We start from the raw sequence: 14,135 nt of genomic DNA on the forward strand, positions 1-14,135 counted from the left end.
TGTAACATAACAATCAAATCTGATTGACATATTGAGCCTGAAAAATGGATCTTGATCACAATGTTATTGGCCATCGCCAGTTGAGCACGGCTGTCTTCGGTATGATTGTTTTAACGCTGGGGATGGGAATTGGTCGGTTTTTATATACTCCGATGCTGCCGGTCATGTTGCTTGAAGGCATTTTTAATTTTTCGCAATTATCGTTAATCGCAAGCGCGAATTACGCCGGATACCTGGTTGGCAGCCTCCTGTTCTCGTTTGGTATTTTTGGTGGCCTGAAGAATATCAAAACGATGTTAATTTGTGCTGCATTAGTCACCGGCCTACTTATTTTTGCGATGGCAGTAGTCACGCACCCTGATATAGTAATTGTTATTCGATTTTTCGCCGGTGTTGCCAGCGCAGGCATGATGATATTCGGGTCGATGCTTATGCTACAGCATACCCATAATCCGTTTGTCATTGCTTCTTTGTTTGCCGGCGTCGGGGTGGGTATTTTTATAGGCAATGAATATGTTATAGCCGGTATCGCATATGCATTAAATTCAAAGCTACTATGGATCGGCGCGTCAATCATTTCAGCTGTACTCTTCATCGCGCTGATTATCTTGCTGCCTGCAAATAAACATGTTCTACCTCCTCAGAAAAAAGCTTCGTCATCCGAGCCGAACATCCAGTGGTGGAATTTAGCATTGTTATATGGACTGGCAGGCTTCGGTTATATCATTGTAGCTACTTATCTCCCTTTAATGGCCCGGGGAGTGGGTAATGAATTTCTGGCCAACCATATCTGGTCTATTGTTGGCCTTGCCGTTATCCCAGGATGCTATGGTTGGTTATGGGCTGCACGCAAGTGGAGCATATTGTCCTGCCTGAGTGTTAACTTAATTGTGCAGGCGAGCTGCGTTGTGATGGCCTCGTTTATCCATTCCCCGCTTTTATTGACCTTGAGTTGTATTGGCTTTGGTGCAACTTTCATGGGAACCAGTTCTCTCGTTATGCCACTCGCGAAAAAGATTTCTGCACCACAGAAAATTAATCTTCTGGGTCTGGTGACGTTAACATATGGCATTGGGCAAATTGCCGGACCATTAATCGTGAGTGCGTTTCAGAACAATAAAAACGGGATGACTATTTCAATATTATCTGGCGCTTGTGCGTTATTTATCGCAGCAGGGATTAGCTATGTTCAACACAGCAAAGTTAAATACTCTCAAAGTTGGAGCAAAGAATGAAAAAGACAACCGTTGCTATTATAGGAATGGGGCCTCGGGGGCTTAGTATTCTGGAAAGGATTTGTGCTCAGCATGCACAACGTAAACAGAATGAACATATTAATATTGTTATCGTTGATAAAAATGCGATGGGTGTAGGTGCGCACAGTTTATCGCAGCCCGACCATTTATTGGTTAACACCGTTGCTTGCCAGATAACATTATTTGGTGATGCGACGGTAAAAAATGCCGGATCTTTCCGTTCAGGGCCATGTTTTCATCAGTGGGCTAATGAGCAAGGCTATAAAAATGTTGATGGCCGTTATTTAAAAGACGTGGCTGGCAAACCAATTGACGCCAACGATTATTTACCTCGTCGATTATTAGGTGAATACTTAAATTGGTTTTATCACGAAATTATCAAAAGTTTGCCTGACAATATCTCGGTTACACAGATAAATCAGCAGGCCAACAACATTCTGATTCAGGACGATGCGAAGTCTATTATTGTCTTGGAAGACAGTCAGCGTGTGGTGGCCGATTACGTCTATTTAACCACTGGTCACAGCGACAACGCCAAAACGTTTGACGATCATCTTGTTGAACGATTTATTGCCAATAATTATAAGAAAAATGAACGCCTGGACTACTATTCGACTCCTTATCCAATAAATAATTTGAATAAAATAACAGCGGAATCAAATGTGATTGTTCAGGGTATTGGTCTGACTGCCTATGATGTCATTTCGCAACTCACTATCGGCAGGGGTGGAAAATTTAGCCGGGAAGATGGTGAGCTTCGCTATCATCCTTCCGGAAAAGAACCGGGTATTTTTATCTATTCACGTAAGGCTCTACCTTTTAGCAGTCGCGGCGCGAATCAAAAAGGCGTTTCTGGGCAGTACTCCCCACGCTTCTTAACGGCAATGGCTATCAGAGAATTGCGGTTGAAAAATGTGTTTGAGAAAGGATCTTCAAAAATCGATTTTCTTGAACAAGTTTTCCCCTTACTGCATAAAGAAATGTGTTATGCCTATCGTTCAACCCTAAATGGGCAGTGGTTAGATGCTGGCTCTTATGAACCGAGCGCTGAAGACATCGCGGTAATTGACAGTGTGCTTTATCCACATCAATCGCAGGAACATCTGAGTTTAAAGGATTATACTCAATGGTTTATGTATTTCCTGCGTAAAGATCTCCAGGAGTCTGAGGAGGGCAATGTCCATGGCCCGATCAAAGCGGCGACAGACATTATTCGTGATGTCAGGGATATTTTACGAGAAGCGATTGATAATTCAGGGCTTGAATCGCGGTCACATCAGTATTTCCTTGAGCATTTTAATCCTATTTTTAACCGCATTGCCGTTGGCCCGCCGAAGTTAAGAAATGAACAACTATTAGCATTAATGGAAGCGAATGTGGTGAGTCTGGCCGGTGGTAAAGATTCAAGGTTAGTATTGAACGACTGCGAAGGAAAATTCGAAGTTCACTCACCTTTTAAAGAAGAGAGTACTGAGATTCAGGCTGATGTTTTAATCAAGGCGAAAATTGCCAGTTTTTCGCCACTACATGACGCTTCACCGTTAATCAGAAATATGACAGCCAATGGTATTGTTCGTCCATTTATGAATGAGGGGTATCACCCGGGTGGGCTGGATATCGATCAATGCCAGCATCCTATTAATCGCATGGGGGAAGCGCAGACGGCTTTTTGGGTGCTGGGCAATCCTGCGGAAGGCGCGAATTTTTACACCTACGTCCTGCCACGTCCGCTGGTTAATTCAAGATTCCTGGTTGATGCAGGCCGTTGTGTCGCAGATATGTATCATCAAATGATGGTGCGGCAGGCTCAGCCAGAGGTAGCGATAAATGCAGACTGAGCAAATCCAGGCCCGTGGCAAGGCGTGGCAATCATTGCAACCTGCGTTAGCGATAACATCATTGCTGGTATTTCTGTTCGCTTGTGCGTTGACGGATAAACATGCGGCGATGTCGGCTATTGCGGGAGTTACCGCCGTGCTCTACTTCGCATCGACATTTGCTTTCTGGTCAAAAAAATCATCCGCCAGAAGTGGTGTGATTATTTTTCTCTGCTCGATGATGTTTCTTCTTGCTACAAACAACCTGAAAGGCATTGTGCTCCCTGCAATTTTTTCGCGATATTTTGATGTAATTTTACTGCTTGTTGGTATTGCCTTATTACGACAAGTCATGGCCTCTCTTAATTTTACAGCTGTTCTGGGAGGATATTTTTCGCGTAGAAAAACATCGAACATGACTTTTGGGGTTACGTTATTGACGGCGTTCTTAACATGGCCAATGAGTCTGGGGGCAATATCATTGCTGCTCGATGGCCTCAAGTCAGTTATTGGGCCAAGATTCAACCTGGCAAAGATTATTACGCGCACCGTATGCATTACGATGGTACTGATGCCAACCACCATCGGCGCTGCTGCCGTTTGGGCGGCAATGCCTGACGTACCGCATCTTAAGGCGATGCTGGTGGGTATCCCTCTCTTTTTATTCAGTATCTTGTTCAACCAAAGTGCAAAAGTGACGGTAATCGCTGAAAACGAGACGGTGACACCCAGCCGTGATGGGATGCGGTATATCCTGCTATGTGTAGGTCTGTTCTGGGGAGTATTCATTTTTTCATTAACGGTACTGAATCTTAATTCACTGCAAAGTATTGCCTTTACAGCAGTCGTGCTCTTTGTTGTCGATCATCTGGTTAAAAAGGATAAACCCTGGGCTGAGCAATTAACTGAATCAGCACAGAATATATCCGGTGAGGTATTGTTGCTTTTAAGCTGTAGTGTGTTGACCTCAGTTTGTTGGCTGCTTTTTTCCCATGTACCTGAGGGTATCACTGCTTATGTTGGCGGGCTGACAACGTTGCAGATCTACGCGATTATTTTGTTCATCGTACCGCTTTTTGGTTTATTAGGTATCCATCCACTGATTATCTTTAGTATCGCATGGTCGATATTTTCTGATTATCTTACGGGGGGGATGGTTGATTATCAGATATGGATTTGCTTATTTATTGCAACTCAGCTTATTTCTCCCGTGTCGATCAATGCTATTTTCGCCGCAAACAGTCTGAATGTATCACCCAGTAACACCAGTTTTAAAATGCACTACGGTTATGTTCTATCGTTTAATCTCTTTGCACTTGTTTATCTTGGTGCAATGTCAAAAATTATCTAATAAAAGGAGTTCATATGCCCTACGTAAATATTAAAATTACTAATGAAGGTGCTACCGATCAGCAAAAGAAAAAATTAATGGAGGGAGTGACACAACTATTGGTTGATGTCCTGAATAAAAACCCCAGCACAACCATCGTGGTCATTGATGAAGTGGAGACTGATAACTGGGGAATTGGTGGCGTGCCAGTGACGGAGTTACGTAAAAAAAGCAAGTAGAGTTATTTAAAAAGTAAGGAGCCTGCCTCCTTACTTTTGCCCATAGATTATCAGTATAAAAGAGTCTGCAATATTATTTATTGTTGGATATGCATTTCATATCTTATAAGTAGACTGCTCAAACTACCGTATTAAGGACGTTATCTATGCACGCCTATCATCATATCCGACTGGGGAAGACTTCAGCGAAAGTCAAAAATAGTTTTGATGAATTACTACCCGATCCATGGCTTAAGGCTGAAGATGGTATTTTTCGGTTCAGAAGTTACATGCAGGCCAGGGCCGGACGTGAAAAGTATTTTGATCTGTGCGCAGTGGGTGAGTTTTTTCAAGCGGAAAAACTGAACAATTACGCTGGCGGTATTGCAAGAAAATACCCAGAAATAAAACAAGACGTTGCTGAAGAAGTGATGAATCTGGTGTTTCGTAAGCTTTTGCCATTGCTTCCAGACACGACTTACAATATTGGCATTCATCAAATAAGAATAACGACAGATGACCGAAGGCCTGGATATCCCGCTCCAGAGGGTATTCATAAAGATGGTTTTAAGTACATTGCAATCTATTGCAGCGAAATTGAGAATGTGACTGGTGGAGAAACCACGCTTATTCCTAATCATGATGGGGGCAATGATGCCTCTACGTTCAAACTGCATGCGGGCGATGCAGTAATATTCAATGATGTGAATTATCAGCATTATACCGCGGCAGTGGTTCCTTTGTTGCCAGGAAAAGGTTATCGGGATGTATTTGTCATTACATTTGATATTGAATGAGAAAAACAATGAATATCTTGCTGTGTCCACCAAAAATTATTTTTCAGCACTCACGTGAAGAGTGGCAGTCATTGCAATCAGTGGCCCCGGTTCTGATTGCAACGTGCGCAAGCCAGATCGATAATATTCTTGATCATATGGGGGCAGGTTTTTCTTTCCTTTTTTATGAAAACTTTAATGATAATCCCTTCGTGGAAATGGATATTTACCACTACGCCCAGGACAATAAAGCAACGGGTATCTTTTACCTCGCCGAAATCGATGTTCTGAGGGCCGCGCGAATCAGCGATCGTCTGGGTTTGACACACGACCGTGAAAAAAAGGCCATGTTCTTCCGTGATAAATTTATGATGAAATCGCTTGTTCAGTCTCATCAGTTACCGGTTCCTGCTATGGCACGCGTCGACAGTGCGACTGCGATGGCGCGATTCATTGCCGAACAGGGATATCCCTGCGTCATCAAACCTAATGATGGGCGTGGATCACAGGGCGTGGTGGTTCTTAAAAATGAAGGCCAGCTTTATAAATATCTGGCGCAGGTTAAGCCGCCAGAGTATCACAATCTGCTCATTGAAAAATTTATCGAAGGCGAAGCTTATCAAATTAATGCGTTGTATTTAAAAGGAAAGGCGATATTTGTTTCTGCATCTCGTGCAACCGTCTCCTGCCTGGATTTTCTATCCGGGAAAACATTAGGTCTGGTTATGGAAGATGACACGCCGCTGCATCGTAAACTGATTGCCTACACCAAATATCTTGCTGAAGAGGTTTTTCCAACGGAAGAAAACGCATTGCTTCACCTTGAAGTTTTTGTTGATAAAGATAACAACATTATTTTTGGCGAGCTTGCTTGCCGATTAGGTGGCTGCTTTGTCAATGAAGAATTAGGGGCCGCTTTTGGTCTTGATCCTCGAATGACCTGGCTTAAAGCCAGTTTATGCGAAATCTATCCGCAGGATTTATCGCAAAGACAACCCGTTTTACGGGTTGGCCAATTAAATGTGCCGCCTGCACAGGGCACGCTCCTCTCTATTGCGGAAAAATGTCCATTGCCTTTTGTGGTTAAATATCGGGCAACAGGTGTCGTCGGCCGCCAATATGACGCGATGAAATTAACAAATGGCGAGATCGTGAGTGCTATTGTTCAAGCGGAGTCCAGCCGGGAAATACACGAACGTCTTGATGCATTGACCCAATGGGTTGCTGAAAATACCCTTTGGGTTAACGAAACCGTTCACTGAGTATTTAACACTCCCGGTAGCCAGGAGAAAGGTGTATGAAATTATTGTTAGGTTTTGCTCTTTGTATCCTGGCTGGGTTGGGTTTTACCTATTGCAACGTTCCGTTAGGTATGATGTTTGGCCCCCTTATTACCGTGCTGGTGTTAAAACGTACCGGTCTTTCTGTGCCAGTACTGCCGGGCAGCCTGACGGTGATTCAACTCTCTCTTGGTACGTCAATTGGTCTTTTATTTCGCGATTTTTCTTTTGGGGCGCAAGGAAATATCGCATTTTTACTGGTGTTGTTATTAGTATGCTTATCCCTGCAATTCACCGCATGCTACTTGTGGTGTATTCACCGATTACGCTGGAGTAAGGAAGAGGCGTTATTGGGCGCCGTTCCGGGGGCAATGGCAGCGGTATTAGCGCTAGCGTCCCATGTTAAAACGCCGCCGCAAAAAATTATCATTTCGCACTCGCTACGGCTCATCACATTGACCTTATTTGCCGGATATATTACCGGCGGTGCGCAAACCCATATGGCCATGCCGCCTGTATTGTTTGCAACGACTAATGTGCTCTGGCTATTGGGTATTGTCTTTGCGGGCTATGTGTTGGGCAAATGCCTTGAACGCTTCCACTTTCCTGCGCCCTTTATGATCACGTCGTTGCTTTGTGCAGCACTCCTGCACCCTTTGTCATCTCAGACTGTGTTTTTTCCCGATATTTTCAATCAGTTCAGTATGATCCTGATGGGCATATTACTGGGGCATCATTTTATTGCGTTTACGTTGACTGCATTTTTGCGTCATCTTTGGTCTTCAATACAGCTCATTGCTATTGGACTGGGTGTGACGGTCATGATGGCATTTACAGCGGCGCATCTTCTGGATTATCCATTTTATGTATTGATGCTCTCCTGGGTTCCGGGGAGCGTGGAATCAATGTCCTTTGCGGCACTGGCGCTTAACGCGAATGCGAGTTTTGTGATGGCAAGCCATATTATACGCATGTTGCTCATCCAAACGATCCCTGCAATAGTTATCTACCGCAAAAGAGAGGTTATAGAAGGTAATAGCGCTAAAACCAGTAAGCCGACGAGGCCGCTGTAGGGGGTTATGACCTCCGTTATGAGCATAACGTTCGTTGCGAATTTTATACAGCTCATCATGAACAGCCCGTAGGTGGACAGGGAGATCATTCCGCTGGAGAACGCAAGTGCCATTGCTTTTGGCGAACAAACGTGCGTAGCTGACCACAAAAGCGGTTGTTAACATCTCCTGTTCCATCATCGATTCAGTAGTGATTTCAAACTTGGTCGTACGAAGCCGACGATAAATGTAACTAAGGCTTGTTGTAGTAGGTATTACCTTTATAAGTCTAATCAGACTTTCAATCTCTTTATCGCAACCGCTAATAATCTCCGCCCCTTTCTTCATTATTTGTTCAAAAGGCGCTCTTAGATCAGCTGGTAATTTGCTAAAAAATTCTTCAGAGACGCTGTAATAGTCGTTGCCTTCAAAAATAGGAAGTGGTGACATAGCCATCTGGGTAAACCCTGTGTTGAGAAATTGCACCATTTTCAAACTAACTGGCGGGGTTTATCAAGATAAATTAAAGTCTCCATTTGGCTTAGAAGCGGAAATACTTACTGAAGGTCGAGAGTACAACTGAATTTCAAAACCGGCTCAAAGCGCGGTATTGCCTACGGCACATGAAAATTATTCCTTGATGCATAACTTCTGCAAAATCTGCCAATTCTGTCCATTTATCCCGCCATAGCCTTGCAAATTAGATTACCTTGTAAGTTTGGAAGGTCCAATGTCCGCTGTTCGCTCATAAGGGACAACCATACTCAAATCTCCCACATTGCAGGAGATTTGAGTATGAACACGTCACCGTGGAACAAAGACCGTATCATCGGCCAAAAAAGACCACTTCAGATATCTCATATCTGAGGGATCCGAATCCGGCTTGAACTGGAAGGTAAAACGCACGATTTAGCTCTGTTCAATATGGCCCTGGACAGTAAACTTCGAGGCTGTGATCTGGTCAAACTCAAAGTATCTGATGTGGCATATGGTAGTTCGGTTTCAAGCAGAGCAACGGTGTTGCAACAGAAAACCGGCAGCCCTGTGCAATTTGAGATAACCAAAGGGACAAAAGAAGCTGTTGCTGCATTGATAAAGCTTGGCAATTTGCACAGTAAAGACTTCTTGTTCCGGTCTCGGGTCGGAACTAACCGGCACATATCAACCCGACTATACAACCGAATCTTTCATGGGTGGGCCATAAGAAACTGGAAAGCACGGTCCGTTATCTGGGCATTGAAGTAGATGATGCTTTAGAGATCTCTGAATCGATTAAAGTCTAAAGTAGTCAGGGCTGCAACCGCAACCCTGTGCCAACAGGGGACGTTCGACTTTTATAACGATCCTGAGCACAACATTCTCTCAGTGCCAAAAAACTTCCTGTAAAATATTGATTGGCTGAGGTACTGCTCAAGCGTCAGACAGGCAGGGCACGGTCTTTCACAACCGTTTTCATAACCAGCGTTGAGGTTAGCCGCTGCACCCCTGGCATACCGGAGAGTTTTTCATCATACAGCTGCTGAAAAGCCGGCAGGTCCCGGGTGATAACGTGTAGTAGATAATCCGGATCGCCAAACAATCGTTGCGCCTGAATAATTTGCGGTATCTCTTTTAATGCCGCCTCGAAGGTGCTGACCGCCTGCCGGTCTCCCTCGCGCAGGGTGACGAAGACTATGGCTGAAAAGTTCAGCCCGAATCTGGCCGGGTCGAGATACGCCCGGTAGCCGCTGATAACACCTTCCTGTTCAAGTGCTCTGACCCGACGCTGGCAGGATGATAAGCTGATCCCCACCCGTTCCGCCAGGTCAGTTAGCGAAAGTCGTCCGTCCTGCTGAAGCTCTGCAAGAATATTGCAGTCTGTTCTGTCCATTCCTAATAACCTCCCGGATTGCATACGTTTTCATGCTTTAAATGAAAGCACATTCCGCATAAAAAGCGATAATCTTTCTTCTCTTTTAAACGTATCAGTCAGGAAAGGGGTTCAATATATGCAGTTTTCAGACACTGATAAAGGGCCGGTCAGAAATGGGACCTATGAGGATAACGGCGCATGTCAATGAGTATGTTCGCCGCGTTCTGGGCTGTTTCCGTGCTTTTCGTCATCACGCCGGGTGCCGACTGGGCCTACGCCATTTCAGCCGGCATTCGGGGACGCCGGGTTATGCCAGCAGTAGCTGGCATGCTGAGCGGTCATCTTGTTGCAACGCTTATAGTGGCAGCGGGCGTTGGCTCGGTCATTGCGGGCACACCGGGCGTACTGACCGCTCTGACCGTTGCCGGCGCTGGCTATCTTCTCTGGCTTGGCATTGGCATGCTGCGCCACCCGTCAGCGCCGGTGGCGGAGCAGAATGAAGATGCCGGTTCGCGGCTGAAGTGGGCGCTTAAGGGTTTTTGCATCAGCGGTCTTAATCCAAAGGTCTTTCTGTTGTTTTTAGCCCTGCTGCCTCAGTTCACCGACGTCCACGCCCCCTGGCCGCTTCCGCTGCAGATGACCGCGCTGGGGCTGGTACATGTGATCAGCTGCGGTGTGGTCTACTTGCTGGTGGGGTATGGCTCCGGCACGGTGCTCCGGACGCGCCCGCGCGCTGCGCTGAATATCAGCCGGATCTCAGGCGGCCTGATGATCATTGTTGCGGCCCTGCTGCTGGCAGAGCAGTTTCTCTGACGCGCGGCCACAGGGGCTAATCAATAATACATCATGCAGCAGGTACTCTATGAATACACTCAGTGCCAGGGACATGACGTCTCAGGCACACGTTACACGCTATACCATCAGGGCGGAAATCATTGCCGGTGTGGGTCTGGCGCAGGTATACCTGAACCTGTTCATGCTGGGCATGAAAAGCACCGCGCTTGCGCCTGCCGCCGTCAGGGAAATATGTCACACCCCACTGACGCAGCCGGAACTCCGGATAAAAAGCGGTGCGTTTTATCTGCGCTGCGGCACGCCAGGACTCGAAGGCCTCTGGCGGATTGAAAAATATGATCAAGCGTTGCCGGGATCCGGTATTCGCGCACCCGCAATATCCTTTATTAACGCAACGATTTAGCTGAGAACACCATGCCATCAATCACTCTGACACACCTGAAAAACCTCAAGCAGCACGGCGAGAAGATCACCATGCTCACCTGCTACGACGCCACGTTTGCGCACGAGCTGAGCACGGCGGGCGTGGAGATGCTCCTCATCGGCGATACGCTGGGGATGATCCTGCAGGGCCATGACAGCACCCTGCCGGTCAGACTGGAAGATATGGTATATCACACGGCCTGCGTAAAGCGCGGAAATAACGGCGGCTTCATTATCGCCGACCTTTCTTTCATGACCTCCTCTTCGCCTGAGCAGGCCCTGCACAGCTCGGCGCAGCTGATGCAGGCCGGTGCTCAGATGGTCAAGATTGAGGGCGGAGAGTGGCTGTGCGACACGGTGCGCCAACTGACACGCAACGGTATACCGGTCTGCGCACATATCGGGCTCACCCCGCAGTCGGTTAATGTCTTTGGCGGCTTTAAGGTGCAGGGGAGAGACAGCCAGCAGGCAGCCGCCCTCATCGATACCGCGAAAAAGCTTGAAGAAGCCGGCGCGGCGATGGTGCTGGTTGAAGCCGTCCCCGCCTCACTGGGCAGAGCGCTGAGTGAGACGGTGTCCGTACCGGTCATCGGCATCGGCGCCGGCCCGGACACTGACGGACAGGTACTGGTGCTGCATGACATGCTTGGCCTGAGCATCACCGGCAGGTCCCCAAAATTCGTAAAAAACTTTATGAAAGGACAGGATGACATCCAGGGCGCGGTAAAAAACTACATTTCAGCAGTTAAAGACGGCAGTTTCCCGGCGCCCGAGCACTGCTACTCAGAATAATTTATAGATACAGCCGCTTATATTAGCGGCTCATACCTGTAATTTGGCTAAAGCTACGGATCACCAACGTCCGCTCTTCGCCCACCACGGACATTCGCTCAGTTAGCTTATCCGATCAGTGCCAACAGCGGACGTTATGCTAATCACTAACAACGTAGTCGGGCTGGTGAGTACGTTTAGCCAGTTTCTTTTGCAATGCCATGACCATCAGGGGAAACCCAGTCGCAGCTAATGCGCATACTGCCAGCAATCGGTCTAAGTTCTGTGTTGTTATGCCGTGGTCGGGTAGTAATAAGGACGACAAAAAGAATGCAAAAGTTGTTATCAGGGACATTATCGCAGTCTGTAATGAAGAAAAACTGGCACGTTGTTCATCCGCTGGATACTGGATTGTAACCGAAGATGATGAAACCAGCCGACTATACGAAGCACCAAGAAATAAAGTAATAAAGAGAACTGCGTTATGATAACCGGCTGCAGGGATCAGTAAACTTAGGACAAAAAGTAGTGTTGAGATTATTGACAGCATCAGAGCGGAAAAACGCGATGTCAGAACACCTGTTATTTTTGTAGACAGATAACCTGCAATCCCTCCGCTTAAGAACAGCAAAGGCAGTTGGTTTTGTTGTGCTCCCAAATAATGGGTCATCAATGGGGTCAAAATGGGAATGATCAGCATTGGACTAAACTGTACCAGTGCATTACAAGAGGCGAAAAGCAGGGTTTGAGCATCAATAGATAGCTTGTTCTTAGCGCGTGATTGAGCTGAATCCTTGGGAATAAAATGGGCTATAAGTGGTAAAGAGAGCAGACACAGAAAACTGATTGACCACAGAGAAATATGCCAACCATAGTGTGTACAAAAATATAATATCGCTGGCATACCAACGATACTTACCATTGAAAATGATGCAATTACTGTTGCTAACATTTTCCCGCGCATGTTAACAGGAGAATAGTTTATCAAGATACTCGTCCCCACCCCCATCGTTGTACCACCAACTAATCCTGCACAAAATCGCAGAGCCAATAGCGCGTCAAAATTTGTTGTAAATGTAGACACAAGCGTTAGCGTTCCCAGCAGCAGCATGTTCTGGATTAAGAATCGCTTTTTATCAAATCGGTCTACCCAATAAAAAGCTGCAACACCGGAAAGAACCGAGCCTAATGTGTACATGCCGGAGACATATCCAGAAAATGAAACCGGAACCGAAAACGCCTCTGCCATAAAAGAAAAAACAGGTGTTAACGCCATGTACTCCAATGCATTAGTAAACTGGATAAAGGCAATGATGATGGCTATCCGCATTAGGGTTTTATGATTAAAAATCTGAGTAACCTGTGGCATAACAAGCAACCAATAAGAGAAGGATACCAAAAGTTTATCTGCTATCAATAATGAGCATAAGATGGTAAAAGTGGTATGTATTATTATCAAATATGGGATTTACTATGCGTCCGGCTCTCGACTTTATTACCCTGAAAGTGTTCATTGCCGTGGTTGAAAGGGAAAGTTTCGTTGGCGCAGCCAAAGTCCTTGAAATGCCGACATCAAACGTAAGTCGTTGTATTTCTCAGTTAGAAGAAAAATTGAACCTTCAGCTTATCGAGCGTAGCACACGCCATATGAAACTCACCCAGGCGGGGCAACTGCTCTATACGCGAGCAAGACCACTGCTTGAAGCACTTGAACAAACGGAGTCTGAATTAACGCAAGGACAGGCCCAACTCAAAGGTCCATTACGTATCTGTATTCCCAATGAAATAGGCCCAGCATTGCTGGGTTCTGTTATTGCCGATTTCGCCTGTCAGCACCCAGATGTGGAGATCAGCTGTGTCACAAATTTGTCAGGCCTCGAATCTCTACGAGAGGATCTTGATTTAGCAATCATTGTGAGCCGTGGTCAGCTGGATGACAGTGACTATATTGCCCGTCACCTGGTTACGATCCCTTGCACCATTGTTGCAGCTCCCTCCGTCATTCAGCGTTGTGGTATCCCTTCTCATATCCAGCAATTTGAAGAATTACCTTGCATTACAACAGTGAGCGCACTGAAAGGGGCACCCTGGCAATTCGTCAGTGCAAAAGGAAGGTTCGAGACAATTGCAGTTAAAGGGCATTATCGGGTAAACAGTGGAGAGATGGCCGGGCGAGCAGCGGTAGCAGGTCTTGGTTTTGCTATTCTCTCGAAACAAGCCTGCCAACCCTATATCAACGATGGGCGACTCATCGAGATTGAGTTTGAACAGTCGGCTGCCCCATTGCACTTGTTTGCACTTTATTCCAATCGACGCTACTTGCCCGCGAAAACAAGAGCACTTATTGATTTTATACATCAGGAGTTGAGCCATCTACCCCTGGTAACGTAAGTCCGCATTGAAGAGCCACAACGTATCAGCGGTCGCTCCTCGCCCACAACGGACATTCGCTCAGTTAGCTTATCCGATCAGTACCAGAAACAGACGAGCTTGTCCTTACAGAACTTAAACGCGGTTCAGAGCATGTCCCATCCCGTCAACAAAGTATCTGTCGATGCTCAGCTA

General features: G+C 46.2%; 13 protein-coding genes and 1 pseudogene. 12 read left to right on the forward strand and 2 right to left on the reverse strand.

The annotated features are described in order from the left end of the window. The first annotated feature begins 44 nt into the window (after positions 1-44). The 8 genes and pseudogenes from HVZ39_RS13875 to HVZ39_RS13910 all read left to right on the forward strand — a co-directional run bounded on the left by HVZ39_RS13875 (position 45) and on the right by HVZ39_RS13910 (position 9,012). A complete protein-coding gene (locus HVZ39_RS13875; protein ID WP_181632557.1) occupies positions 45-1,235 on the forward strand; it encodes an MFS transporter in 1,191 nt (396 codons plus the stop codon). Further along, the gene (locus HVZ39_RS13880; protein ID WP_049040505.1) at positions 1,232-3,094 is read left to right on the forward strand and encodes an FAD/NAD(P)-binding domain-containing protein; all 1,863 of its coding nucleotides are present in this window, start codon (positions 1,232-1,234) and stop codon (positions 3,092-3,094) included. Before HVZ39_RS13875 ends, HVZ39_RS13880 begins: the two co-directional genes overlap by 4 nt. Next, positions 3,084-4,424 carry a hypothetical protein gene (locus HVZ39_RS13885; protein WP_047417697.1) on the forward strand — a complete coding sequence of 447 codons (1,341 nt, stop codon included), beginning with the start codon at positions 3,084-3,086 and terminating at the stop codon, positions 4,422-4,424. Before HVZ39_RS13880 ends, HVZ39_RS13885 begins: the two co-directional genes overlap by 11 nt. 14 nt (positions 4,425-4,438) lie before the next feature. Further along, positions 4,439-4,642 (forward strand): 4-oxalocrotonate tautomerase family protein, encoded by a 204-nt coding sequence (locus HVZ39_RS13890; RefSeq protein WP_016152960.1) that lies wholly within the window; start codon positions 4,439-4,441, stop codon positions 4,640-4,642. A gap of 146 nt (positions 4,643-4,788) precedes the next feature. Further along, positions 4,789-5,418, forward strand: a complete 630-nt coding sequence (locus HVZ39_RS13895; RefSeq protein ID WP_016156404.1) for a 2OG-Fe dioxygenase family protein — start codon at positions 4,789-4,791, stop codon at positions 5,416-5,418. An 8-nt stretch (positions 5,419-5,426) separates the two neighbouring features. Next, positions 5,427-6,659 carry an ATP-grasp domain-containing protein gene (locus HVZ39_RS13900; protein WP_016156403.1) on the forward strand — a complete coding sequence of 411 codons (1,233 nt, stop codon included), beginning with the start codon at positions 5,427-5,429 and terminating at the stop codon, positions 6,657-6,659. 35 nt (positions 6,660-6,694) lie between these two features. Next, a complete protein-coding gene (locus HVZ39_RS13905; protein WP_016152957.1) occupies positions 6,695-7,750 on the forward strand; it encodes an AbrB family transcriptional regulator in 1,056 nt (351 codons plus the stop codon). Positions 7,751-8,524: 774 nt separating this feature from the next. Continuing rightward, a pseudogene (locus HVZ39_RS13910) lies at positions 8,525-9,012 on the forward strand (integrase). Positions 9,013-9,146: 134 nt separating this feature from the next. Here HVZ39_RS13910 and HVZ39_RS13915 read toward each other — a convergent pair. Continuing rightward, positions 9,147-9,599: an Lrp/AsnC family transcriptional regulator gene (locus tag HVZ39_RS13915; RefSeq protein ID WP_181632558.1), complete on the reverse strand. Its 453-nt coding sequence runs from the start codon at positions 9,597-9,599 to the stop codon at positions 9,147-9,149. Between the two features lie 180 nt (positions 9,600-9,779). Between HVZ39_RS13915 and HVZ39_RS13920 the strand changes: the two genes are divergently transcribed. From HVZ39_RS13920 to panB, 3 genes are read left to right on the forward strand one after another with little or no spacing between them, the layout of a single operon-like run. Continuing rightward, positions 9,780-10,394 carry a LysE family translocator gene (locus HVZ39_RS13920; protein ID WP_131345571.1) on the forward strand — a complete coding sequence of 205 codons (615 nt, stop codon included), beginning with the start codon at positions 9,780-9,782 and terminating at the stop codon, positions 10,392-10,394. A 49-nt stretch (positions 10,395-10,443) separates the two neighbouring features. Further along, entirely contained in the window at positions 10,444-10,779 is a 336-nt protein-coding gene (locus HVZ39_RS13925; protein WP_131345568.1) for a branched-chain amino acid transport system II carrier protein, read from the forward strand. Positions 10,780-10,790: 11 nt separating this feature from the next. Further along, the gene (panB, locus tag HVZ39_RS13930; RefSeq protein WP_181632559.1) at positions 10,791-11,591 is read left to right on the forward strand and encodes a 3-methyl-2-oxobutanoate hydroxymethyltransferase; all 801 of its coding nucleotides are present in this window, start codon (positions 10,791-10,793) and stop codon (positions 11,589-11,591) included. 139 nt (positions 11,592-11,730) lie between these two features. Here the strand turns inward: panB and HVZ39_RS13935 are convergent, their stop codons facing one another. Next, a complete protein-coding gene (locus HVZ39_RS13935) occupies positions 11,731-12,939 on the reverse strand; it encodes an MFS transporter (RefSeq protein WP_181632560.1) in 1,209 nt (402 codons plus the stop codon). Between the two features lie 104 nt (positions 12,940-13,043). Here HVZ39_RS13935 and HVZ39_RS13940 point away from each other — a divergent pair, with 104 nt between their 5' ends. Beyond that, entirely contained in the window at positions 13,044-13,961 is a 918-nt protein-coding gene (locus HVZ39_RS13940; RefSeq protein ID WP_181632561.1) for a LysR family transcriptional regulator, read from the forward strand. The last annotated feature ends 174 nt before the right edge of the window (positions 13,962-14,135 follow it).

It is taken from the genome of Citrobacter sp. RHB35-C21 (assembly GCF_013816515.1).
GTDB classification, from domain to species: Bacteria; Pseudomonadota; Gammaproteobacteria; order Enterobacterales; family Enterobacteriaceae; genus Citrobacter; species Citrobacter braakii.